The organism is Anaerotignum sp. (assembly GCF_051877975.1).
Classification (GTDB): domain Bacteria; phylum Bacillota; class Clostridia; order Lachnospirales; family Anaerotignaceae; genus Anaerotignum_A.
This window is the reverse complement of the sequence record NZ_JBJEJK010000026.1, coordinates 38298-62595: the sequence shown is the minus strand read 5'-3', so window position 1 is coordinate 62595 and position 24298 is coordinate 38298. Positions and strand designations below refer to the sequence as shown.

The 24298-nt window shown below is 47.9% G+C and carries 24 protein-coding genes, 3 tRNA genes, 1 pseudogene and 1 riboswitch; of the genes and pseudogenes, 8 read left to right on the top strand and 20 right to left on the bottom strand.

Features of this window, described 5'->3' with window-relative positions; genetic code table 11:
- Positions 1-40 precede the first annotated feature (40 nt).
- The 3 genes from ACI39P_RS04885 to yycF all read right to left on the bottom strand — a co-directional run bounded on the left by ACI39P_RS04885 (position 41) and on the right by yycF (position 3176).
- Positions 41-481, bottom strand: coding sequence for a hypothetical protein (locus ACI39P_RS04885; RefSeq protein WP_439719563.1), 441 nt, complete (start codon positions 479-481; stop codon positions 41-43).
- Positions 482-660: 179 nt separating this feature from the next.
- Positions 661-2457: an ATP-binding protein gene (locus ACI39P_RS04880; RefSeq protein WP_439719562.1), complete on the bottom strand. Its 1797-nt coding sequence runs from the start codon at positions 2455-2457 to the stop codon at positions 661-663.
- A gap of 20 nt (positions 2458-2477) precedes the next feature.
- On the bottom strand, positions 2478-3176 hold the full coding sequence (gene yycF / locus ACI39P_RS04875) for a response regulator YycF (protein ID WP_439719561.1): 699 nt from the start codon (positions 3174-3176) through the stop codon (positions 2478-2480).
- A gap of 167 nt (positions 3177-3343) precedes the next feature.
- Here yycF and ACI39P_RS04870 point away from each other — a divergent pair, with 167 nt between their 5' ends.
- Positions 3344-3604: a hypothetical protein gene (locus ACI39P_RS04870; protein WP_439719560.1), complete on the top strand. Its 261-nt coding sequence runs from the start codon at positions 3344-3346 to the stop codon at positions 3602-3604.
- Between the two features lie 239 nt (positions 3605-3843).
- Here the strand turns inward: ACI39P_RS04870 and ACI39P_RS04865 are convergent, their stop codons facing one another.
- From ACI39P_RS04865 to ispE, 4 genes are all read right to left on the bottom strand, one after another.
- Complete coding sequence (locus tag ACI39P_RS04865; RefSeq protein ID WP_439719559.1) at positions 3844-5175, bottom strand: glucose-6-phosphate isomerase; 1332 nt, start codon at positions 5173-5175, stop codon at positions 3844-3846.
- Positions 5176-5511: 336 nt separating this feature from the next.
- Entirely contained in the window at positions 5512-6612 is a 1101-nt protein-coding gene (locus ACI39P_RS04860) for a G5 domain-containing protein (RefSeq protein WP_439719558.1), read from the bottom strand.
- Positions 6613-6784: 172 nt separating this feature from the next.
- A complete protein-coding gene (locus tag ACI39P_RS04855) occupies positions 6785-7459 on the bottom strand; it encodes an FCD domain-containing protein (protein WP_439719557.1) in 675 nt (224 codons plus the stop codon).
- Positions 7452-8354, bottom strand: coding sequence for a 4-(cytidine 5'-diphospho)-2-C-methyl-D-erythritol kinase (ispE, locus tag ACI39P_RS04850; protein ID WP_439719556.1), 903 nt, complete (start codon positions 8352-8354; stop codon positions 7452-7454). The genes ACI39P_RS04855 and ispE overlap by 8 nt, the downstream gene beginning before the upstream one ends.
- Positions 8355-8633: 279 nt before the next feature.
- A riboswitch (FMN riboswitch) is annotated at positions 8634-8749 on the top strand.
- A 226-nt stretch (positions 8750-8975) separates the two neighbouring features.
- Between ispE and ribD the strand changes: the two genes are divergently transcribed.
- The 5 genes from ribD to ytvI all read left to right on the top strand — a co-directional run bounded on the left by ribD (position 8976) and on the right by ytvI (position 13644).
- A complete protein-coding gene (gene ribD / locus ACI39P_RS04845) occupies positions 8976-10088 on the top strand; it encodes a bifunctional diaminohydroxyphosphoribosylaminopyrimidine deaminase/5-amino-6-(5-phosphoribosylamino)uracil reductase RibD (protein ID WP_439719555.1) in 1113 nt (370 codons plus the stop codon).
- Positions 10073-10717, top strand: coding sequence for a riboflavin synthase (locus ACI39P_RS04840; RefSeq protein ID WP_439719554.1), 645 nt, complete (start codon positions 10073-10075; stop codon positions 10715-10717). The genes ribD and ACI39P_RS04840 overlap by 16 nt, the downstream gene beginning before the upstream one ends.
- 21 nt (positions 10718-10738) lie before the next feature.
- The gene (locus ACI39P_RS04835) at positions 10739-11950 is read left to right on the top strand and encodes a bifunctional 3,4-dihydroxy-2-butanone-4-phosphate synthase/GTP cyclohydrolase II (RefSeq protein ID WP_439719553.1); all 1212 of its coding nucleotides are present in this window, start codon (positions 10739-10741) and stop codon (positions 11948-11950) included.
- Between the two features lie 41 nt (positions 11951-11991).
- On the top strand, positions 11992-12456 hold the full coding sequence (gene ribH / locus ACI39P_RS04830) for a 6,7-dimethyl-8-ribityllumazine synthase (RefSeq protein WP_439719552.1): 465 nt from the start codon (positions 11992-11994) through the stop codon (positions 12454-12456).
- Positions 12457-12591: 135 nt separating this feature from the next.
- Positions 12592-13644 carry a sporulation integral membrane protein YtvI gene (gene ytvI, locus ACI39P_RS04825; RefSeq protein WP_439719551.1) on the top strand — a complete coding sequence of 351 codons (1053 nt, stop codon included), beginning with the start codon at positions 12592-12594 and terminating at the stop codon, positions 13642-13644.
- Positions 13645-13673: 29 nt separating this feature from the next.
- Here ytvI and ACI39P_RS04820 read toward each other — a convergent pair whose 3' ends face one another.
- A complete protein-coding gene (locus ACI39P_RS04820) occupies positions 13674-14309 on the bottom strand; it encodes a TraX family protein (protein ID WP_439719550.1) in 636 nt (211 codons plus the stop codon).
- Positions 14306-15238: a cysteine synthase A gene (gene cysK, locus ACI39P_RS04815; protein ID WP_439719549.1), complete on the bottom strand. Its 933-nt coding sequence runs from the start codon at positions 15236-15238 to the stop codon at positions 14306-14308. The genes ACI39P_RS04820 and cysK overlap by 4 nt, the downstream gene beginning before the upstream one ends.
- Positions 15239-15392: 154 nt before the next feature.
- Between cysK and map the strand changes: the two genes are divergently transcribed.
- On the top strand, positions 15393-16262 hold the full coding sequence (map, locus tag ACI39P_RS04810; RefSeq protein ID WP_439719548.1) for a type I methionyl aminopeptidase: 870 nt from the start codon (positions 15393-15395) through the stop codon (positions 16260-16262).
- 85 nt (positions 16263-16347) lie between these two features.
- On the opposite strand, the gene ACI39P_RS04805 is transcribed toward map, so the two are convergent.
- The 11 genes and pseudogenes from ACI39P_RS04805 to ACI39P_RS04755 form a co-directional block, all read right to left on the bottom strand.
- Positions 16348-17175 carry an alpha/beta fold hydrolase gene (locus tag ACI39P_RS04805; protein ID WP_439719547.1) on the bottom strand — a complete coding sequence of 276 codons (828 nt, stop codon included), beginning with the start codon at positions 17173-17175 and terminating at the stop codon, positions 16348-16350.
- Between the two features lie 152 nt (positions 17176-17327).
- Positions 17328-17412, bottom strand: a tRNA-Leu gene (locus ACI39P_RS04800).
- A 164-nt stretch (positions 17413-17576) separates the two neighbouring features.
- Positions 17577-17661: transfer RNA gene (locus ACI39P_RS04795), tRNA-Leu, on the bottom strand.
- A gap of 187 nt (positions 17662-17848) precedes the next feature.
- Positions 17849-17933, bottom strand: a tRNA-Leu gene (locus tag ACI39P_RS04790).
- A gap of 83 nt (positions 17934-18016) precedes the next feature.
- Positions 18017-18604 (bottom strand): lysine exporter LysO family protein, encoded by a 588-nt coding sequence (locus ACI39P_RS04785; protein ID WP_439719546.1) that lies wholly within the window; start codon positions 18602-18604, stop codon positions 18017-18019.
- Positions 18601-18882, bottom strand: coding sequence for a LysO family transporter (locus ACI39P_RS04780; RefSeq protein ID WP_439719545.1), 282 nt, complete (start codon positions 18880-18882; stop codon positions 18601-18603). Before ACI39P_RS04780 ends, ACI39P_RS04785 begins: the two co-directional genes overlap by 4 nt.
- A 79-nt stretch (positions 18883-18961) precedes the next feature.
- Positions 18962-19987 carry an ATP-binding cassette domain-containing protein gene (locus ACI39P_RS04775; RefSeq protein ID WP_439719570.1) on the bottom strand — a complete coding sequence of 342 codons (1026 nt, stop codon included), beginning with the start codon at positions 19985-19987 and terminating at the stop codon, positions 18962-18964.
- A gap of 54 nt (positions 19988-20041) precedes the next feature.
- Positions 20042-20581 (bottom strand): annotated as a pseudogene (locus ACI39P_RS04770) (ATP-binding cassette domain-containing protein); the annotation flags it as partial.
- 174 nt (positions 20582-20755) lie between these two features.
- Positions 20756-21631 carry a hypothetical protein gene (locus ACI39P_RS04765; RefSeq protein WP_439719544.1) on the bottom strand — a complete coding sequence of 292 codons (876 nt, stop codon included), beginning with the start codon at positions 21629-21631 and terminating at the stop codon, positions 20756-20758.
- A gap of 226 nt (positions 21632-21857) precedes the next feature.
- Positions 21858-22577: a ThiF family adenylyltransferase gene (locus ACI39P_RS04760; RefSeq protein ID WP_439719543.1), complete on the bottom strand. Its 720-nt coding sequence runs from the start codon at positions 22575-22577 to the stop codon at positions 21858-21860.
- A gap of 12 nt (positions 22578-22589) precedes the next feature.
- Positions 22590-23951: an HAD hydrolase family protein gene (locus ACI39P_RS04755; RefSeq protein WP_439719542.1), complete on the bottom strand. Its 1362-nt coding sequence runs from the start codon at positions 23949-23951 to the stop codon at positions 22590-22592.
- 167 nt (positions 23952-24118) lie between these two features.
- Between ACI39P_RS04755 and ACI39P_RS04750 the strand changes: the two genes are divergently transcribed.
- Positions 24119-24298 (top strand): hypothetical protein (locus ACI39P_RS04750; protein ID WP_439719541.1); only part of this gene is annotated, 180 nt, incomplete at its 3' end.

The window sequence follows — 24298 nt, the reverse complement described above, 5'->3', positions numbered from 1 at the left end:
TGATCCCACCGCTTTTTCTATTCAATTTATTTTTGTTTTTTTACTTCAAAGTTACATTCAGCCCAGGCAGCGCAATCATCCGCTGCAGCTGATTTTTTACAGTCTGCGGAACACGCTTTACAACTGCTTCGGTTTTGCCGTCTTTTCCTGCCACAGTAATTGCGATATAGTTATTCCCTCTTTCCAAAGGAAGGGTCGTACTGAACAGCCCCATAGAACCTACCGTAATGGTTTCTCTATAGATTTCCACCATTGCGCCAAAGCGATCCAGCTTAGATATGGTGAAGGTAATCTTCGAACCAGGCGCTGCTTCGCCATACAGGATCCGGCTTTCATCAAAGGTACATTCGATTTCTTCACTTTGCACGTGCAGCCCACTGGTAATGGTTACAGGAGCCTCTGCCGCAAATGCGCTGACAGGAGAAAAACAGAATACTGTCGCCAAAACTGCGCCGACCAGTTTCTTTCTGTATGCTTTCATGCCTGTCACCTCCTCATCCTCATCGAAAATAACCATTATGCAGGGATATTCTTCTCTGCATAATGATTATACCTCAGCAATATTACAATTATGTTACAACACCCTTACAGTTCTCTAACAATGTTTTCCAACGGGGAACCAGCGGTAAGATTCCCGTAAAATCAATGTTTTTCGCCCGTTCAGGTATTGCTTTCTTCCCGTTCATAATCGAGGATAGGACGTTCTTTCGGGAACCACATCGTCATTGTTGTCCCCTTGCCATATTCACTTTCCGCCGTCAGCTTGCCGCCGTGGCTTTCCATGATCTCCTTGGCAATGGCAAGGCCAAGGCCGGTGCCGCCCATGGCGCGGCTGCGGGCTTTATCCACCCGATAGAATCGTTCAAAGATGCGGGGCAGATCCTCCCGAGAGATCCCCATGCCCGTATCCTTGACGTGTATCTTGTAATACTGTTCATCTTCTGTAATATAGATACGAATCGTGGCCTGTTCCAAGCTGTATTTGATGGCATTGGTCACGATATTATTGACCACTTGCCCCACACGGTCTCTGTCCCCATAAATCACTACCATATGTTCATAAGGCTCGAAGGACAGTTCCTGCCGCTTTGCCTCCGCATGGATTTTATTCTGGCGAACGGTCATATTCAGGAAATCATTCATTTCGATTTCTGTGATATCCAGCCGCACCTGTTTATTATCAAAGCGTGTCAGCTGCAGCAAATCCCGCACCAGAAAAGCCATGCGGTCTGCTTCGCTGTCGATGATACCAAGGAAATCCATAGCGATCTCTCTGTCATCGATGGCACCTTCTATCAAAGTCTCTGTATAGCTTTTTACTGTGGTCAGGGGTGTACGCAGCTCATGGGAAACATTGGCTACAAATTCTTTTCGCATATCATCCAGCTTTTTCTGCTCTGTGATATCCTGCAAAACCACAACCATGCCTTCCACTTCCCCATCCTTATCGTAATAAGGGGAGAAATTCGCATTGATAAACTGCTTCCCAACCGGGAAAATAACCTTTCTGGAAGGTTCGTTCCCCATATCCAGATAAATGGAAGAACTGATATCATACGCACGGAGAAATTCCGTAAAATTCATATCCATTTTTTCCACCCCCAGCATCACTGCTGCAGCTGCATTGGCCAGCATCAGTTCGCCATCCTTGCTGAAGGAAATGACGCCGTCGCTCATATTATGCACCAAAATTTCCAGTCGGTTTTTTTCTCGGGAAATTTCTGCCATATTTTTTGCCAGCTCCGAAGCCATATAATTGAAACTGCTGGTCAGCTGACCGATCTCGTCGCTGCTTCGGACCTTCAGGCTCTGGTTCATGTTGCCTTCCGCCATGCTCTTGGCCCCCTTTGTCAGGGCAAGAATCGGCCCTGTCAGGGTCTGGGCAAAGACATACCCCATGACCGCTGCCAGGAACAGCGCAATGGCAACTGCCGCCACGATGGTGTTGGTGGTTTCATTCAGGCTGGTCTGCATATCGCTGGCATCCAGCCTGGTATAGATAATATAAGTGGTCTCGGCATCGGCCGCCCCTGCTTTGACAGGCACCGCATAGCTCATCCATTCCCGCAGAAGGCCAAAGGAATCGGTACTCTTCTTCTGGGTAGAAAAAGAAGTCATGCCATTCATGGCTGCGATAATAGACTGATCCGTATAAACGGGATAGGGTGCTTCTGTGACAGTCGTCGACGCCAGCGTTTCCCCGTCCGCATCCAGAATATTCCCCTGGATGCCCACGGCATTGGAGACCGTTCGCAGCAGATTCGCTTGGAATTCATCAGGATCGCCGCCCTCGATCACCTGTTCGTTGATTTTTTCTGCATAAGTCTCTAATTGCTGCCTGGATTTGTCAATCTCGATATTTCGCAGGGACAGCAGGATATAGGTTCCGCTGACGATCATAACGATCAAGACCAACCCCAGATACATCACAATGAGCTTCCATTTTATACTACGCAAAAGCTCTTCCCTCGCTTTTCTTAGCAATCAAAATAATATCCTACGCCTCTTTTTGTCAGGATATACGCCGGTTTGCCGGGGTCATCCTCTATTTTTTCCCGCAAACGGCGGATGGTCACATCTACCGTACGCACATCGCCAAAATATTCATACCCCCAAACCTTTTCCAGAAGGGTCTCTCTGGAAAAGACCTGCCCTTTCTGGGCAGAAAGGAATTTCAAAAGCTCAAATTCCCGCAGGGTCAGGTCGATGATCTTGCCATCCTTGCGGACTTCGTAACGATCCGGATTCAGATCTAATCTGCCAAAATTCCCTTCGGCCACGGGCTTTTCTTCCGCCGCAGGCTCTTCCCGAAACGCGGATTTCCGCAGATTTGCCTTGACCCTCGCCATCAGTTCCCTTACGCCAAAAGGCTTTGTCACATAATCATCCGCCCCCAGTTCCAGCCCCAGAACCTTATCCAGTTCTTCCGCTCTGGCTGTCAGCATAATGATCGGTGTATTTTTCTTTTCTCTGATTTTTTTGCAGGCTTCATAGCCATCCATTTTCGGCATCATGATATCAAGCAAAATCAGGTCAGGATTTTCTTCCATGGCCTTTTTTACGCCTTCTTCCCCATCGGCCGCCTTGATGACCTGATAGCCTTCTTTTTTCAGATTGAATGCAATGATATCGACAATATTTTTTTCATCATCAACAATCAGAATCTTTTTCTCCATTCTTTCCCTCTCCCTTCGGAAAGTTTTACCTTTCATGTTCATAACAGAATTATTATACAAGAAAAAGCCCGAAAAGTAAACATTTCTGTCTATCTTGCCAAAACTGTCCAAAAATGCTATTTTTATATGGAGAAGAAAACATATCCCCACCAAAAGGAGGAATATCCATGGGTATCTTAGGTGCAAAAAACAAAGTCATTGCCGGGGATTATCCGGATGGGAAAATCATGATTTCCGGCGGAAAAGTGGTTCTGTCCATCAGCCTGGGCAATATGGTGATCCTGAATAAAAAAATGGTTGCCGCCCATAAAGTGGAAAGTGAAGTCAAAGGCAATCATAAAATTTCCATCACTTTTATCGATGGGAAAAGGAGCCTGTTGGAACTGGATGATAAGCTGTGCAAAGCATTGCTGGAACAGCTATTTTGAGGGTATCGACTTTGTCGCCCCTTTCGTTGAAATCAGGATTTCGATGAGTTGAAACAGATGAATAAACAGCGGGTTTCCTCGGCAAAAACGCCTTGAAACCCGCTGTTTTCCTCGTTGAAAGTAAATTCCTCCTGCGGATTCCATTTGGGAAACGGGTTCGTTTTCCAAGCCCTTCCGCTATTCGAAAATCACTTTGTCTACTTTCTGGAACTCCTCTTTCGAGGAGTTTTTTTCATTGCTTATTTCAGTCTTGCTTCCAGTTCGGCCTTGCGGTCTTCATAACCGGGCTTGCCCAAGAGGGCAAACATATTTTTCTTATAGGCTTCTACGCCGGGCTGGTCGAAGGGGTTCACATCCAGCAGATAGCCGCTGATACCCACCGCCTTTTCAAAGAAATAAACCAGTGCGCCAAAATGATATGCATCCATCTTGTCCAGTTCAATGACCATATTGGGAACGCCGCCATCCATATGGGCCAGCATCGTGCCTGCAAAGGCCTTGCTGTTGACGAAATGAATCTCTTTTTCAGCTAAGAAATTCAGGCCATCCCCATCCTGTGCATCAAAGGGAACCAAAGCTGCAGATTTGGGTTCCTTTACCCACAGCACCGTTTCAAAGAAGCATCTCAGCCCATCCTGAATATACTGACCAATGGAATGCAGGTCAGTAGAGAAATTTGCTGTCACAGGGAAGATGCCTTTATGCTCCTTCCCTTCGCTTTCTGCATAGAGCTGCTTGAACCATTCCCCGAAGGAAGTCAGATGGGGTTCATAATTTGCCAGAATCTCCACTGTTTTCCCCTGCTGATAGAACAGATGACGCAAAGCGGCATACTGATAGCAGATGTTTTCTTTCAAATTGGGATTGCTGTAGGCTTTTCTTGCATCCTGAGCACCTTTCATCACTGCATCCAGATCTACGCCGGCTGCGGCCATGGGCAGCAAGCCAACGGGGGTCAACACAGAAAAACGGCCGCCAACATCATCAGGGATCACAAAGGTTTCATATCCTTCCTTGTTGCACATTTCCTTCAGTGCACCTCTGGCTTTATCCGTGGTGGCAAAGATACGTTTTGCCGCTTCTTCCTTGCCGTATTTTTTCTCCAGCAGCTGCTTGAAGATACGGAAGGCGATGGCAGGCTCTGTGGTAGTGCCGGATTTGGAAATCACGTTGACGGAGAAATCTCTGTCCCCCAAAATTGCCAGAATATCATTCAGATAAGCAGAGCTGATGTTGTTGCCCACAAAATAGATATCGGGCGTATCCTTTTTTAATTCATTATAATAAGGGGTCTTGATGAAATCCAGAGCCGTTCTTGCCCCCAGATAGGAACCGCCGATGCCAATGACGATCAGCACTTCACTGTTGGCTTTGATTTTTTCCGCTGCTTTTTTGATGCGGTCAAATTCTTCCTTGTCATAATTTTCAGGCAGATCTACCCAGCCGACGAAGTCATTGCCCTTGCCTGTTTTTTCATGGAGTGCCTTATGGCACCGCTCTACCTGATCCTGTAATGCAAAGACCTCATCCATTTTGATAAAATCGCCCTGAAGGGAAAAAGAAATACCCATTGGAAAAACCTCCTCTTTATACATGGCGCGCAGCAACAGCATCTCAAAAGCTGCTCTTTTGGGATGTGTTTGCTCCGCAAACTGCTTCATAACATATCTTTGCCCCCGACCGCAGGCAGTCATTCACAAAGATATATTATGAAACTGCTTTTTTATTTATATATTACCCATAGCAGAAACATCCCAAAATCTGCGTTTTTTCATTGGGTTTGCCCCGCAAACAGTCAGAACCATCTTCTGAAACCGTTCTCTCCTCTTGTATTCATAATAGCACAAAAAAAACCGTTCCGAAACGGTTAATTTCAGAACGGTTCTATTTTTTTCGCTATGCTTTTCTCATTGGGTACCTTTTACGATGATTTCAGGCACAGCCTCCTCAATGATTTCCTTGGAAACCTCTTTTTCCTCAATGACTACACCGTTGACACGGGTGACCTGAATGGTACTCTTCTTTTGACCGGCTTTCCCCTGCTGGATGACCTTCTGATAGCTGGAAGGCTTCGTATCATCATACTGGGTTTCGTAGGTTTTAGGCTCTACAGCAGTCAATACCTGCGTTTCTACGGTCTTTACGGAAACCTTGGGCTTCTGTACCGGCACATTGATGACCTGCCCCACCCGAATGCCTTGGGAAAGATCCGCACCGGGATTCAGTTCGATCAATTTTTCCACTGTGGTACTGAATTCACTGGCAATCAGATACAGAGCATCCCCAGACTGGATGGTATAGCTCTGGGTAGCCTCTGTGGTAGATTCCAAAATCGCAACGGCATCTTCCTGTTCCAGAATTTCTGTAGATTCTACAAATTCACTGACGATTTCCACCTTTTCCTGCCAGCCGATTTCTGCATCCTCCGCAACGCCGCCTTCAGGCATCAGGTCTGTCTGCACCTGCTGCAGCACAGCTTCTGCCGCTTCTTTATTGGCAAGGATGGCCACTTTGCCGCCGTCCACCGTGATAATTGCCGCTTCCACTTTATAAGTTACCATATTCCGCATCTTGGGCAGCAGATGTTCCATCGTGCAAACGTCCTTTTTATTCTTGGAGCCAATATGCACGCCTTCCACCTTGATCTCCTCATTGATCTGCACCTTGGAGCCAACCGTGCTTTCCAGCTGGCTTTCCAATGTGGTGGTCAGTTCTTCCGCTGTTATCTTTCTGCTTTCCAAGATACCTACCTGTTCTTCTCCAATGAAAACAGCGGAACCATTTTTTCGTACAAACAAAAATATGATAAACAAAATCACCACAATACCGATCAAATAAAGCAGATTGCGATTCAGCTTTTTGCCGCCGCTTTTTCTGGTACGTTTTTTCTGTGGTTCTTTCTGACTGCTTCTGTTTCTTTTGCTCCCCCTGCCGCTTCTGACCGGCTTGCCGCCGCCATAGGGTACACGGTCATCTCTTTTTGGAAACAATGTATTGCTGTCCGCCAATGGGTTTCCCCCCTTATTCTTCAAAAAATGACAATAGTGATTCCATCTTATTTTATGCTATCGACAAAAAGATTGCAAGCAAAAGGCAGAAGAAACTTCCCCTGTAACAAAACTGTAAGTTTTTCCAGCTACAAAAAGCCTCCCACAAAATGGGAGGCTTCGTTTGGAATTCTTATTTATTTCTTACAAAACGTAGAATAGAATCTGCCTGATATTTGATATGGCCCTGGGCAACAGATGCACCTTCCTCGCTATTATGATTTTCGATCGCACGGATGATGCTTCTATGATGGGCAACGATGGTAGACATAGAAGTATCATTCTTTGCCTGCGCCATTCTGTAACGATACAACTGGATCCGCAGGTTTCTGAACATCTGGATCAGTTTATCATTTTCCGTTGCATCGAAGATCAGATCATGGAAATCTTCATCGATATCCACGAAACGTTCTACATCGTTTTCCGCTACAGCGCGTTCAAAATCCACTTCCATGTTTTTCAGCTGCTGCAGGGCTTCTTTGGACATCTTCTTGCAGGCCAAGGAGGTTGCCAAACCTTCCAAAGCGCTTCTGATCTCCAGAATATTCACAATATCCTTTTCCCCCATATCCAGCACCTGCGCGCCTTTTCTGGGAACCAGTTCAACCAGATTTTCCAGTTCCAGCATACGCAGGGCTTCCCGGACAGGCGTACGGCTTACGCCCAATTTTTCCGCCAGCTGGTTTTCCATCAGTCTTTCGCCGGGAACCAGTTTGCCTGTCAGGATGGCATCCCGCAGGGTATTAAAAACGACATCTCTCAAAGGCAGGTATTCATTTGTATTGATATTGAATTTCGTTTCAGTCATTTTTATGATCTCCTCTCAACTCTCTCTGCACCCGATAAATTCTGGTCGCTACGGAATCTTTCAACGCAAATTCTCTCTTCACCAGCGCTGCTGCCTTTCTCGCCTTTTCCCTCTCTGTAAAAAGGGCGAATACCGTAGGGCCGCTGCCGCTCATCAGGGCGCCTTCCGCTCCTAATTCCATCAAACGTTCTTTTATTTTCGCAATCTTTGGATGCATTTCAATGGTCACTGTTTCCAGCACATTGCAGAGCAGCTTGCCCATCTTCGCTACATCTTTCTCTTCCATGGCTTTGAGCATTGCTTTGGTATCCGGGTGTTCCTGCACTTCCTGCCAGCGCAGCCCTTTATAAACAGAGACAGTGGAAACGCTCACCGGCAGTTTTGCCAACACCACATAACAATCAGGGCAGGGATATTCCGCATTGGTCATAATTTCACCAACACCCTGACACAGCACCGTACCGCGGCGCACACAATAAGGGATATCGGAACCCAATTTTCCTGCCAAGGCTTCCAATTCTTCCTGGGAAAGGTGCAGATCAAACAGACGGTTCATGCCCACCAGAACAGCGGCACAGTCTGTACTGCCGCCGGCCAGCCCTGCCGCAACAGGAATCCGCTTATCGATTTCGATAAAAACGCCCTCCCGGATATCAAAAGTCTCCCGCATCAGGTTTGCCGCCTTCCACGCCAGATTGCGTTCATCGGTCGGCAGCCAGGGCAGGTTCGTTTTCAATTTGATCTGGGGCTTTTCCAGCTTCTTCATATAGATGCCGTCATACAGGGCAACGGTCTGCATAATGGTTTCCAAAAGATGATAGCCATCTTCCCGTTTGCCTGTCACATCCAGTGTTAAATTGATCTTTGCTCTTGCCTTCAGTCGTATTTCTCTCACGGTGTAACCCCCGTTTTTTCTATACTGTATACATTTATTATGTATATTGTACACCATTCAAAACAAAGAAGCAACCGCCAACTTCCACAAAAAACACAATTTTTGACGAAAAAAATAAAATCTTGTCCCGACAGAAAAAATCCCTGTAAAATCAATGAAAACAGAGGGTTTTTCTATCCTTTGCCATCCTGTTCCTACATATAATGGCATTTTCTTCGGGAAAAATTTCCTCTTGCTTTTTTTCAAAATACTGGTATACTGGGCTTGTAAAAAATATAACGAACTCTTCAGGGCAGGGTGAAATTCCCGATCGGCGGTAAAGTCCGCGAGCGTAAAACGCAGGATTTGGTGAAATTCCAAAACCGACAGTATAGTCTGGATGGAAGAAGAGAAAAAAGAAACTGTGGAAGCAGATTGGCAGGCAATGACAGGCGTTTTTTGTATGCCGCTTAGGGCTTTCCCGGTTTGTTTTGACTGTTTTCTATGCCCTGTATGAGCCTTTGGCACATACAGGCTTTTTTATATCACAGCAGTTTCTGCTGTGTCTTTCCGGTTTTCTTTTTACAGGAAGCCCTCTTTCTTCCGCCTTTCCGCCCTGAGGGAAAGGAAGTGTTTTTTTCCATGCTGAACGAATCCTATATGCGCCGTGCCATTGCTTTGGCAAAAAACGGCACTGGCTATACCAATCCCAACCCTTTGGTAGGGGCTGTCATCGTAAAAGACGGCCAGATCATCGGCGAAGGCTATCATGCCCGCTGCGGTGATCTGCACGCAGAGCGGAATGCCTTTGCCCACTGCACAGAAGACCCTTCCGGGGCAGATCTTTATGTCACCCTGGAGCCCTGCTGCCATCAGGGGCGTACTCCGCCCTGTACGGAGATCATTTTGGAAAAGGGCATCCGCCGGGTCATCATCGGCTCCCGAGACCCCAATCCCAAGGTCAGCGGCAAAGGTGCCGCCCTTCTGCGCCAGCATGGCGTAGAGGTGATTGAGGATTACCTGCGGGAGGAATGCGACACATTGAATCCCATCTTTTTTCACTATATCACGAAAAAAATGCCCTATGTGGCAATCAAATACGCTATGACCGCAGACGGAAAAATCGCTACCGTCACGGGGGCTTCTCAATGGATCACCGGAGAAGCATCCAGAGCCCATGTCCATCAGCTGCGCCATCGGTATCGGGGCATTTTGGCTGGCATCGGCACCGTTCTTGCCGATGATCCCCTCTTGAACTGCCGTATGGAAAATGGCCGAGACCCCGTCCGTATTATTTGCGACAGCCATCTGCGCCTGCCCTTGGACAGCCAGATCTGCAAAACCGCCAAAGAAATCGAAACCATCGTGGCCTATATAGATGGGGATTCTCAAAAAATTGACGCTCTGAAAAATCTCGGCATCACCCTTTGGCAAATGCCCGAACGAAACGGACACGTTGCCCTTCGCCCCCTCATGAAAAAGCTGGCAGAAGCAGAAATCGACAGCGTTCTGGCAGAAGGCGGCGGTCAGATTCATTTCAGCCTTTTGGAAGAAGGGCTGGCACAGAAGGTCTATGCTTACCTTGCCCCGAAGATTTTCGGCGGCGCTTCCGCAAAAACCCCCGTGGGCGGCGCAGGCGTTGCTCTGCCTGCCGATGCTTTCCTGCTGAAACAGACAGGTCTGCAGACCTTCGGAGAAGACTTATTGCTGGAATATGACATTTTGGAAGGAGGAAAGCCATGTTTACAGGATTGATTGAAGAAATCGGCTCTGTCCGCCGGGTGGTATCCGGTTCGGAATGGGGCAGCATCGCCATCGGCTGCAAGGATATCCTGCCAGGGACGAAAATCGGCGACAGTATCGCTGTCAACGGCGTCTGCCTGACGGTAACCTCTTTGCAAAAGGATGGCTTTACCGCCGATGTCATGGCGGAAACCCTTCGCCGCAGCGATTTGGGCGCCTTGCGCCAAGGAGACCCTGTCAATCTGGAACGGGCCATGGCGGCAGACGGACGCTTCGGCGGACATATCGTAGCCGGCCATGTGGACGGCACCGGCACGCTGGCACAAAAGAAACAGGAAGGCAACGCCATGGTGCTGACCATTGCCGCAGCCCCCGATATTTTATATGAAATCGTGGAAAAAGGTTCCATCACCATCGATGGTGTGAGCCTGACGGTAGTTTCTGTCAATCAGGAAAACTTCACTGTTTCCATCATCCCCCATACCGGGGCGCAAACAATTTTATTGGATAAAAAAACCGGTGACCCCGTCAATCTGGAAACGGATGTCATCGCCAAATATATCCGCCGCTTCACCACTCCTCAGGAGGAGGAGAAAAAAAGCGGTCTGACCCTGTCGTTTTTACAGGAAAACGGATTTTAAGTTTGAAAAGGAGGATCAAACATGGAATATACATACAGCACCATTGCAGAAGCATTGGAAGAATTGAGAGCCGGTCACCTTATCATGGTCATTGATGACCCCGACCGGGAAAACGAAGGCGACCTCATTTGTGCCGCTCAGTTCGCTACTACAGAAAACGTAAACTTTATGGCAAGGGAAGCCAAGGGGCTTATCTGCACCCCCATGTCTGCCGCTGTAGCTGACAGATTGGGTCTGGAACAGATGGTAAAAGTAAATACAGATAACCACAGCACCGCTTTCACCGTTTCCATCGACCATGTGAATACCACCACAGGCATTTCTGCCGAAGAAAGAGGCTATACCTGCCGTATGTGCGTAGACCCCTCTACAAAGCCTGAAGATCTGCGCCGCCCCGGTCATGTATTCCCTCTGGTGGCAAGAAAAGGCGGTGTGCTGGTACGCAATGGCCACACGGAAGCCACTGTTGACCTGTGCCGCCTGGCAGGCCTGGAGGAATGCGGTCTTTGCTGCGAAATCATGCGAGAGGACGGTACCATGATGCGTACTTCCGAACTGCTGGAAAAAGCGACAGAATGGAACATAAAGGTAGTTACTATCAAAGACCTGCAGGATTATTGCCGCCGCCATGATAAGCATGTCCGCAAGGAAGCAGAAGCAAAACTGCCCACAGCCTATGGAGAATTCAAAATCTGCGGTTATGTCAACGATATCACAGGGGAACACCATGTAGCTTTGGTAAAGGGCGATATCGGCGATGGAAAAAACCTGCTCTGCCGTGTCCATTCCGAATGCCTGACAGGGGATGTATTTGGCTCCTGCCGCTGCGACTGCGGCCCTCAGCTTGCCGCTGCCATGCAGCAGATTGAAAAGGAAGGCAGAGGCATCCTGCTGTATATGCGTCAGGAAGGCAGAGGCATCGGCCTCATCAATAAGCTGAAAGCTTATGAATTGCAGGAAAAAGGCAGAGATACTGTAGAAGCCAATCTGGAGCTGGGCTTTGCCCCCGACCTGCGGGAATATTGGATTGGTGCACAGATTTTGCAGGACTTGGGTGCCAAGGAGCTGCGCCTTTTGACAAACAACCCCGAAAAGGTTTATGGTCTGGATGGCTTTGGCGTAGAAATCGTAGAACGGGTGCCGATCGAAATCACCCCTCAGAAATATGATGAATTCTATCTGCGTACCAAACAGCAGAAAATGGGACATATCTTCTCCCATATTTTTGAATAAACAGCGTTTCAGAAACAACAGATCTAAAGGAGGAAATCACTATGCATAAAATTGAAGGAAATCTCATTGCAAATGGAATGAAATTTGGCGTTGTTGCCGCAAGATTCAATGAATTTATCGTAAGCAAGCTCATCGGCGGTGCAGAGGATGCTCTGCTGCGCCATGGTGCAGATGGGGACGATATCACACTGGCTTGGGTGCCCGGCGCCTTTGAAATCCCCACTGCCGCAAAGCAGATGGCCCTTTCCGGCAAATATGATGCTATCATCTGCCTGGGCGCAGTCATCCGGGGTGCTACCAGCCACTATGATTATGTCTGCAACGAAGTATCCAAGGGCATTGCTCAGATTTCTCTGGAAACAGGCGTCCCTGTGATGTTTGGCGTTGTAACAACAGAAAATATCGAACAGGCTGTAGAACGGGCAGGCACAAAGGCTGGCAATAAGGGCTACGATGTTGCTGTTTCCGCTATCGAAATGGTTGATCTTATCAAAAAACTGGGCTAACCCGCATTTTGGGAGAAAGATTGGATTTGTTTCCTTTCTTTCTCCTTTTTGTTTCTTTCCTTTCCCTTAATTTTGAAAAAAGCTATTCCTTCTTTCAAAATTGGTATTATAATGGAAGAAAAGGAGGCGAACCTTATGTGGGCTTTCTATGAAAAAAATAAACAGGCCATCCATGATTTTGTGCTGCTTTTTGCGGCAGTGCTTCTCTGCTTCCTGTTTTTCCGCTATATATTTGGTATCTTCCTGCCCTTCCTGATCGGGTGGCTTCTGAGCCTTTTATTCAACCCTCTGGCGGATCGGCTGCAGCGTTTTGGCATTCCCCGGGGCATTGGTGCCCTACTGGGCATTCTGCTTCTGTTCGCCCTGTTGGGGCTTCTGGTCTTCTGGTCAGGGACAAGTATCGTCGGCAGGATCCGGGAACTTTCCGAAAATCTGCCCCACTATATCAATCTTATCGAAGGGAAGCTGCAGGATTTCTGGGCTCAATTCGATGCCTTTCGGGAAAAGCTGCCGGCAGCCCTGCAGACAGCCTTTCTGGAATTCCAGAATGATACCTCCGGCGTGCTGCTTTCCCTCATACCAAAGGGCAGTGCTGCCGGCAAATTGGGCGGTGTTTCCAGCTTCTTTCTCGGCTTCTTTGTAGCGCTGATCTCCGCTTATTTCTTTACCAAAGATAAAGAATTGATCCACAGGGCATATCAGGCCCATGTGGCCCCTTTGCTGGGGCTTTCCATCAACACCACCAAACAGGAACTGAAAGCCTCTGTCTGGGGCTATATCAAGACCCAATTCATCCTGATGGGCTTTACCTTCACCATCACTATTATTGGTATGCTGGTCATGAAATCGCCCTATCCCCTGCTGCTGAGCGTTCTCATCGCCGTGATCGATTCCCTGCCCTTCTTCGGCAGCGGCTTCATCCTCTGGCCCGGGGCAGTAATCCACCTGATGACAGGGAACACCTTCCTGGCCATCGGCTATCTGGCACTATACGGCATCATTCAGGTCATGCGGCAGATTTTGCAGCCCAAAATCCTCGGGACACAGATCGGTCTGCACCCTCTGCTGACTCTGTTTTCCATGTATTTCGGCTTTAAGTGCATCGGCGTATTCGGCTTGATCTTAGGGCCAATCATTGCCGTAGTGCTGCGGGCATTCTTCCGCATCCGTAAAAATCAGGCAACATAAAAACACTCTGCAAAAATGCAGAGTGTTTTTTATATGGCTGTTTTTATTCCCCAAAGCACCAACAGATGCAAGGGATAGAAGGCATAGAAAAAATATCTGGGCAATCTGCGGCTCAGGGCTTTGATGCGCCATTTTCCATCCAAGAAAGAAAAGGAAAATAGGGAAAGCATCTGTATCCACGCCTTTGTCCGCAGGCCGTACAAGATATTCAGCAGCAGCTGCCCATAGAAACAGAGAGATTCCTTTTCCTGATAACATCCAAAAAAGAAGATCGTCCAAACCCCATACCAGCCATAGCTCATATCTGCCCAAACAGAGCCAAGCAGCAGCACTGCCGCCACGGCTTTTTTCCCCTGCCGCCAGAAATACAAAGCTGCTGCACCCCAAGCCAGCATAAACAGGGGATTTCCCTGGGATAACCCAAAGGTCAGCATATAAACAGGCTGTGAAAGGATTGCCGTCAGCAGGATACGCCCAAAATACCGCCAAAAATCATGGGTATAGGCGACCCCCTCTGCAATGCCGAAGGCAAAAAGGGGGAAGGAAAGCCGCCCAATGGCCCGAAAGCCGATGCTTGTGGGAAAAAACAGCATCCCGATATGGTCGATGAGCATAGTCAATGCTGCCGTAATCTGGATAAACTGCCGCTGTTCTCTGGTCATCATGCCTGAAATAGGGGCGTAGAAAGATATCTGTCCCCTGTATCGGGCAGAAGCACCACAATCGTCTTTCCTGCGTTTTCCGGGCGTTTGGCCACTTCTGCCGCCGCATGGACAGCCGCGCCAGCGGAAATGCCTGCCAACAGCCCTTCTTTCCTTGCAAGGGCTCTGCCTGCTTCATAAGCCTCTTCTTCTGTTACTGTCAGCACTTCATCATACAGTTCCGTATCCAAAATAGAAGGCACAAAATTTGCGCCGATGCCCTGTAATCCATGGGGGCCCGCTGTGCCCTTTGTCAGGAGAGGAGAAGAAGCCGGCTCTACGCCGATGATTTTCACATCGGGATTCTTTTCCTTCAGATATCTGCCAACGCCAGTCAAGGTACCGCCGGTGCCGATGCCAGCCACGAAAATATCCACCTTCCCATCGGTATCCTCCCAGATTTCGGGGCCTGTGGTATCGTAATGGGCAGCAGGGTTGGAGGGATTGTCGAACTGACCGGGAATAAAGGAATTGGGGATTTCCTTCGCTAGCTCTTCTGCCTTTTCGATGGCACCTGCCATACCCTTTGCCCCTTCTGTCAGCACCAGCTCCGCACCGAAGGCAGTCATCAGCAGCCTGCGTTCCATGCTCATGGTATCAGGCATAACAATGATAGTACGATAGCCCCTGGCCGCCGCCATAACTGCCAAGCCAATGCCCGTATTGCCGCTGGTAGGCTCAATGATGGTGGCTCCCGCCTTCAGGATGCCCGCCTGTTCCGCATCCTCCACCATACGCTTTGCCACTCTGTCCTTGGCACTGCCGCCGGGGTTCAGAGCTTCCACCTTCGCCAGCAGAGTCGCTTTCAGCCCCAATTCCTGCTCCAGCTTTGTCAATTCCAGCAAAGGTGTCTTGCCGATGAGTTCTTCTACACTTTTATAAATTTTAGCCATGCGTTCAGCCTCCGTTTCCAAATTTTATATTCATTAGTTTAACATAAATTCTCAATCTGTACAGCCAGGCAGCCAAAAAATCTTGTACCTTCTCCTTTTTTGTGCTACCATTATTGCAGTATTGTATCCATTACAACGGAAAAGGAGAAAGACTATGAAAATTGGTAGAAATGGCCCCTGCTGGTGCGGCAGCGGAAAAAAATACAAAGCATGTCATGCAGCATTTGATGAAAAACTGGCGAAGCTGAAAAGCCAGGGCATTCTGGTTCCCACCCATAAAATGATCAAAACACCGGAACAGATTGAAGGCATCCGGGAAGCCGGAAAGCTGAATACAGCTGTTTTGGATCTGGTGCAGGAAACCATCAAAGAAGGCATGTCCACAGAAGAGATCAATACCCTCGTTCATGAATACATCGTTTCCCATGGCGGCACTCCTGCCACATTGGGTTATTATGGCTATCCTAAGAGCCTTTGTACCTCTGTCAACGATGTCATTTGCCATGGCATCCCCAGCAAAGATGAAATTTTGAAAAGCGGAGATATCATCAACGTGGATATCACCACCATCCTGAACGGCTACTATGCCGATGCTTCCCGTATGTTCCTGATTGGTGAAGTCTGCGATGAAGCAAAAAAACTGGTACAGGTCACAAAGGAAGCTCTGGATCTGGGCCTGCAAGCTGTCAAGCCCTGGGGCTTTTTGGGGGATATCGGCGAAGCTGTCAGCAAGCATGTTTATGCCAATGGCTATACGGTTCTCCATGATATCGGCGGCCATGGCGTTGGTCTGGATATCCATGAAGACCCCTATGTCTGCCATGTAGGCAAAAAAGGTACCGGTATGCTGTTGGTGCCCGGCATGGTATTCACCATCGAACCTATGGTAAACGAAGGGAGAGAAGATTTCTTCCAGGATGAAGAAAACGGCTGGACCATCTATACAGAGGATGGCTCTCTTTCCGCCCAGTGGGAATATACTATCGTAGTCACAGAGGATGGTGCGGAAGTTCTCACCCATTAAAAAATGCCCTACACCTAATTTGAAATCCGTATTTCAAGTTGATTAACAAAGCAAAACCCATCAGAAAAATCTGATGGGTTTCTTTTTATTTCTCCGCTTGTTCCGCTAAAAATCTTGCCACTTTTTCTATCATTGTCAATCTCACATCACTGAAGGAATGGTCTGTTTCCAAGGTCTCATAGACCACGTTTCCGCCTATTTCCTGCAGTTTTTCCACCCAAGGCAGGCAATGGGCCTCTGGCGGGCAGGATTCATCATAGACAGCCCCAAGGCAGAAAACAGGTCTGTCTGCCAGTTTCTTCACCAGAGAAGAGATACGATATTCCGCCTGATGGCCGGAAACCTCCCCGAATAACGCTTCCGGAGAGGTACCATTCAGCCAAAGAGGGCCGCTTTCAAAAATCTCCATCAGCAGCTTTTTGGCTTCTGTCCCTTCCGGAAAAGAAACCACACCGCCCAGATCGCAAGGGGTCAGCAGCACGCCGCCTTTTAATTCTTTATGCCTTGCCAGCAAGTGGGCCGCCACAAAGCCCCCTACGCTATGGCCCACCACAAAAAGCTTTTCTTTATCAAAGCCAAATGTCTCGTCGTTTTCTATGAATTCCAGGAGGGTTTCGCCGTCCTCCAGATTATTTGCATAGGAATACTTCCCATCACTGCCCCAGCTGCCACTGTAATGGTAAGTCAATACATGAAATCCTACTCGGCGCAGGGCCTGCGCCAAATCAAAATTTTTCTCGATGCCAGGGAACCCATGGTTCAGCAGAATCGTAGGATGAGTTCCTTCTCCCCCTGTACGGTAAATCGTCACCAACAGCCTGCCTCTTTTCCCCTGTAGGATCTCCGCCTGCAGATCAGGGGGATAAGGCTCATTCCCCCAGGGAATTTCTTTGGTCAAATATTCCAGATGCATAAGCACCCTCCTTTTCAAGCAGTATTTCAAGATATCATAGCACTTTTCTATGAAATTGCAAGACTTTTCCAAGTATCTTTTTTATTTTATCTTATCATCTTTTTTGGCATAGAAAAAGACCATCGATAAAATCGATGGTCTAATCCGCAAACTGCGGATGACAGGACTTGAACCTGCACGGGCGCAATGCCCACTAGAACCTGAATCTAGCGCGTCTGCCAGTTCCGCCACATCCGCACATCTCAGTGCGCTAGATCATAATAACGCATTTGATGGAAAATGTCAAGCATAAATCTTAAAAAAATATAAAAAATTAAAAATCTTTCTTCTATCTAAGAAAATTCATCTTTTTTTGCATAAAAAAAGACCATCAACAAAATTGATGGTCTCCTCCGCAATACTGCGGATGACAGGACTTGAACCTGCACGGGCGCAATGCCCACTAGAACCTGAATCTAGCGCGTCTGCCAGTTCCGCCACATCCGCACATCTCAGTGCGCTAGATTATAATAACCCATCGGATGGCATTTGTCAACACCTTTTTTCAAAATTTGTTCAAGAAAAAATACAATCCAAAATTCTGCAAGGAAATGCAGCAATAATTATATTTTACAGAAACTATTTTTTATAAAACAAAAGACCACCGATTTGTCGATGGTCTTTTCCGCAATACTGCGGATGACAGGACTTGAACCTGCACGGGCGCAATGCCCACTAGAACCTGAATCTAGCGCGTCTGCCAGTTCCGCCACATCCGCACACCTCAGTGCGCTAGATTATAATAACGCACCGGATAAAATTTGTCAACACTTTTCTACAAATTTTTTAAAACTTTTTCCCTTTACAGAAAAATAGGCACCAAAACCGGCACCAAAAGGGTACAGATGACGCCGCTGACAAAAGACAATACCGCAATGGTGGCATTGGTATTTTTACTGATGATGCCCAAAGTCGTATCCATGGCTGTGGCCCCCGCCGGGGCAATGGCACAATAATAATTCAAGTGGCTGGCAAGAAAAGGCACCACGATAAAAGTCAGCATTTCCCGGAATACATTGGCCAAAAAGGCTATGGTGCCCCCTACAGGGTTTCCCGCCTCTGTGATGAGGATGCCGGAAAGACTGTACCACCCCAGCCCTGCAGAGATGGCCAGACCATCCTTCACAGAAAGATGCACCAGCAGAGCAGCGAAAACGCCGCCGCAAAGGGAGCCTGCTACCACCCCAAAGGGAATCAGCAGGATTTTACCGCCCAATTCCTTGATACGGGTGAAAACCTCTTTATTCAACCCCATATCGATCCCCACAGAAAACAGCAGAATCAGCAGCATATAGGAAGAGGCACTGTCAATCAGACCACTGATATTTTCAGGCATAAAATATCCCGCGCCGATGCCCAGCACCAGCACTGCTAAAATTGCAAGGCTCATTTCTTTCCCTCCTTTTCCAGAAACAATACAGAAAGAAAATAAACCACAATGGTGCTGCACAAAGCTGTCAGAATGGCAAATAAGATGGCCTTGCCCCCCAGCAGGGGCAGGTTTTTCACAATATCCCCGTTTCTGCCGATGCTGACGCCCATGCAGAAAATCAGGAGCATCAGCCACACCGTCTGCAATTTACTGTTGATTTTAATGCCTTTTTCACGCAAAAGGCCTTTGTATCCTATGAAAAATCCAATTCCCACTACGAGAAAGATATCCCACATATTTCATTCCTCCAAAATCTGCCCCTATCCCGAGGGGACAGAGGCAGTCTTTCTTTTGTCGTATCTATTGTTCTTCCAATCAAGAAAGTTTTTCTCTCATGGCATCGATGCTTTCATCTTCAATATATTCATCATAGGTCATCTGTCTGTCGATGATGCCGCCGGGCAGGATTTCGATGATTCTGTCTGCAATGGTCTGCACAAACTGATGGTCATGGGAATCGAACAGCAGTGTGCCTTTATACTCCGTCAGGCCTTCATTCAGGGCTGTGATGGATTCCAGATCCAGATGGTTGGTAGGCTCGTCCAAAATCATCACATTGGCGCCGCTCATCATCATCTTGCACAGCATGCAGCGTACTCTTTCCCCACCGGAAAGCACACTTGCTTCTTTCAGGGCCTCTTCACCGCTGAACAGCATTCTGCCCAGCCAGCCGCGGATATCGGAATCATACTGTTCCCCTTCCTTAGCAAAGGGACGCAGCCATTCAATCAGGCTGTCCTTGCAGCCATCGAAATATTCGGAGTTATCCTTGGGGAAATAGGCTGTTTTTGTGGTAATGCCCCATTTGAAGGTACCCTCGTCGGGCTCCATTTCCCCCATGAGGATCTGAAACAGTGTGGTTCTGGCAATTTCATCCTTACCAACGAAAGCAACTTTTTCGTGGGGGCGAATCATGAAGCTTACATTATTCAGCACTTTTTTGCCGTCAATCGTCTTGGAAATGCCGTCTACCAGCAAGACATCATTCCCCACTTCTCTGTCCTGCTTGAAGCTGCAGAAGGGGTAGCGGCGGCTGGAGGGCTTGATGGTATCCATCTGCAGGTTATCCAGCAGCTTCTTTCTGCTGGTAGCCTGTTTTGCCTTGGAAGCGTTGGCGCTGAATCTCTGGATAAAGTCCTGCAGTTCTTTGATCTTCTGTTCCACCCGCTTATTCTGGTCTTTCAGCTGACGTTGTGTCATCTGGGTATAGCTGTACCAGAAATCATAGTTCCCGACGAACATGGTGATCTTACCATAGTCAATATCAGCAATATTGGTGCAGACCTTATTCAGGAAGTGACGGTCATGGGAAACCACGATAACGGTATTTTCAAAATTCATCAGGAATTCTTCCAGCCATTTGATGGCATGGATATCCAAGTGGTTGGTAGGTTCATCCAGCAGCAGGATATCAGGGTTGCCAAACAGAGCCTGCGCCAGCAGAACTTTCACCTTCTGGCTGCCTGTCAGTTCCTTCATTTTTACATAATGGAATTCATTGGTAATCCCCAGGCCATTCAGCAGCATTTCCGCATTGGATTCTGCTGCCCAGCCATCCAGCTCCGCAAATTCGCCTTCCAATTCTGCGGCTTTAATACCATCCTCATCTGTAAAGTCCTCTTTCATATAGAGGGCATCTTTTTCTTTTCTGATATCATACAGTCTTTTATGGCCATACAAAACACAGTCCACCACTTCAAAATCATCAAACAGGAAGTGATCCTGTTTCAAAACGGCCATTCTTTCGCCGGGGGTAATGAATACAGAGCCTTTATTGGGTTCCAGTTCTCCCGCCAAAATTCTCAAAAATGTAGATTTGCCGGCACCATTGGCACCAATCAGGCCATAACAATTGCCCTTTGTGAAATTGATATTCACGTCGTTGAAAAGTACTCTGCCACCATACTGGAGGCTGACACCCTGTGCAGCGATCATGTTTTTCTCTCCTTTTTTCTTTTCTCTTTTTTGTCTTTTATCTTCCCTGCGATACTCTCACAGATTTTTTACACATTAAATTAAATTATAACATAATGTATACATAAAATAAAAGCCCTAATGCCTAATTTCCAACGAAAAACCCGCTTCGATCATCCGAAACGGGTCTTATTTTTATTCTCCGCTTTCCAGCATGGAAATTTCTTTTTCATAGTTGATGGCATCACTTTTGGCTGCCGCCGGAATCTCTTCCGCTGCCACGCCGCCCAGCTGGGTCAATTCAGAAGTGATGGTATAGGCTTCGACGGTTACGCCGTTTTCCAAGGTACCGCCGCCCAATTCTCTCAGCACGTTATTCGTCACCGTTTCCAATGCCTTTGCCAAATCGATCTCATAAGAAACCGGTGCGCCTGTTTTTTTATCCATTACAAATTTCACAGAGACATCGCCCACCCCCGCAAAATATACTTCAGAAAGACCGCTCATGCCTGCCAGTTGAAACAATCTTCCGTTTTCCTCCACCGTGTATACCTTATCTTCCGGAATAATGGCTGTAAGGGTCGATTCCTCTCCTTCTTCGGCAATCTCCCAGTTTTCCGCTGCCGAAAGGATGGTTTCCATATTATAAAGGGTATTATAGACTTGAATGCCGCTGAGGGCATTTTCCTCCGTCATGGTCATTTCTGTCCACTGCCCGTCATAATTCATATATTGGTTCACGGCATCGCCACTTTTCTCCAAATAAATAGCATAATCTTCCTTTGTGCTGGCAAAATCCATCTTGGTATCTACTTTCACATACAAAGGCTCCTTCACCAAAGTGATCTTGCCCTTGGTATTCGTTTCGCCGGTACCCTCCATAGAAACCGCCGCTTCAAAATCCGCCGCAAAGCTGTCCGCTGCCGCCAGAGCCTCCTTTGCCGCCTGCACATATTCCTCCGGCGAACTCGCCGTTTCTGCTGTATCCCCGGCACTTCCGCCGCAGCCTGCCATCGCCAATATTCCAACCAAGGCCATTCCTAGCATCAGCCATTTCTTTTGTTTTTTCATAGGGATTCCTCCTTACTGTTTCTCCTCCGCGGAAAAATCCGCGAAAAATGCAGAACACAGTCTTTGCAGTTTCATTTTAGCGAAAATACCTGTTCTTTTCAAGTAGGTTGGTCTTTTTTCAGAAAAAACTAAGAATTCTGTAAGAATTCGGGAAAAATCCACCACTCTTTTCCAAAATCATCCATAAAAAAAGGCCTTTGCTCTCCACAAAGGTCTTATACATTCTTTATTCGAGTTCTGCTCCAACAATATGACGGATGACTTCTCCTGCCAAAATCATCCCCGCCACAGGGGGCACAAAGGACAAGCTGCCGGGAATCTGCCGTTTTCCTGTTTCCTGGGAATCCGCAGGCTTCAATGGCAATTCCTTGGAATAGACCACTTTCACGCCGCTGATGCCCCGATTTTTCAATTCCTTCCGCATCACCTTTGCCAAAGGGCAGACGGAGGTTTTGGAAATATCCGCCACCTCAAAGCGGGTCGGGTCCAGCTTATTCCCTGTGCCCATACAGCTGATGACTTCTGTACCAGCCTTCTTTGCTTCTTCGATCAGCAACAGCTTGGAGGTCACCGTATCGATGGCATCCACAATGTAATCATAAGATGCAAAATCAATCAAATCCTTATTATCTACCCCATAAACGCAGGGATACTCCACCACTTCCGTCTCTGGGCAGATATCATGGATACGTTCCGCCATGACGGCAGTTTTTTCTCTGCCAATGGTTTTCTGGGTAGCAATGAGCTGACGGTTGATATTGGTCAAGCTGACCGTATCCCCATCAATGAGGGCCATATGCCCTACGCCGCCCCTTGCCAAGGCTTCCGCCGCAAAGGAACCCACGCCGCCGATGCCGAATACCGCCACTCGGGCATTCCGCAGCCGTTCCATTCCCTCCTTTCCCAAGAGCAGCTCTGCCCTGGAAAATACATGCAGTTCGTCCATATCTTATCCCTCTCAATCCTTAGTCTCTCTCAATTCTTTTGGCAGCTTTTCCCATGGCAGGCGCTCATATAAATGGAAAATCTGCCGCACGATGCTGTCCCCTCCCGGTCCTTTCAGCTGCCGATGGGCCGCCTGTACCGCCTCCGGAATGGCCTCCGCCGTAGCAAAGGATAAGTCCGCCGCCGCCAGCATGGAAAGGTCGTTCCTGTTGCTGCCAAAGGCCACACATTTCTTTTGGGGAATATCCTGCAGCAGCCGTTCCAGCATATATTCCTTTGTGGCATTTTTATGATAGATCTTCCAATGACAGTATCCCTCCGGGGTTTCGCTTTTATCCCGCAGGAAATGTAATTCCCCGGCAGTATCCATAGCCCGAACCTCTTCCTCCAATGCATCAGCCTCTTCATCCCGCAGCACCAGCAGGATATAGACTACGATACCCTCTTCCGGCATATCGCCGTAAACATAATTACGATACGGAGAGCGGCGGGCCGTTTCATACAGCTGCTGCTCAACCTCGTTTTTAAATTCCTTATAATAAATCAGCAGGACATCCTGCCAGACTACATTCAGGAAATAATGATAATCCCTCTCCCGCAGCAGAGCACAGATAGCATCTGCCATCTCTTTCCGCAGGCCATTGGTGGCAAGATACCTTTTTTCCTTTAAATCATAGAGCACTGCCCCGTCCATGGCAATGACAGGCAGGTTCAAATCCAGCCCCTTTACATCCGCCAGCAGGGATGCAGGGGTTCGCTCTGTGGCAATGGTGAAGGCCAGCCCATTCTGAAGAAGCTGTTTCAATTCAAAGAAAGCATAAGGAGAAATCCCTGTTTTCTCATCATATAATGCCCCATCAAAGCCCGTCACAAACAGGCAGTTCTTCGCCTTTTTTCTGGGCAAATGCAGACGGTTGACCCCCAAGGAAACAAGGATGCCGATGATCGTCTCCACAGAACGATTGACTGCATCGATCATAGGCGGTCTTCCCCCATTGGAAAGGCAAATGCTCAAAAGCACGATAGCCGCCAAAGCCGATGCTCCCGTCCGTTTCAACAGCACCGTCACATACATGACCGGGATGATGGCAAAAGAAATGACCATATACCGCAGGATACGATATTCCCATGGGATAAAGCGAATCAGATACAGCACCAGCAGGGCAAATACCGCCCCCAACAATGTGCCGATAATACGATTGAAAGCCGCTTGCCGGCTGTTTTCCACATAAGGCTGCATACAGATGATGGCCGCAATGGTGGAAAAAACAGGTACACCTTCTTCCCCTCGGGCAAAATACAGCAAAAAACAAATGGCAACTGCCAGAGATGTTTTCACCATACGCATCCCCACTCTGGGCATATTCGCAAACATACAGGTCCTCCTTTCCTTTGCTCTTTTCGCAAGTATAGGAAAATTCATTTCTTCTGTCAAGATATTCTTTTCTATCGAAAAAAATCGCAATAGGCACAAAAACTGCTTTTCCCCATAATATGAAAGAGAAACAGGCCTGTTTCCAAAAATTTTTAGGAGGAATGTTTATGAGTCAATGTTCTTGCGATGATCGGGACAGAGATCGCTGCCGATTCAATCCGAATTGCTGCTGGTCCCGCTGCTGCGTATTGACAGGGCCTACCGGCGCAACAGGCGCAACAGGTGCTACAGGGGCGACAGGCAGAACCGGTCAAACCGGCGCTACTGGCGCAACCGGCAGGACCGGT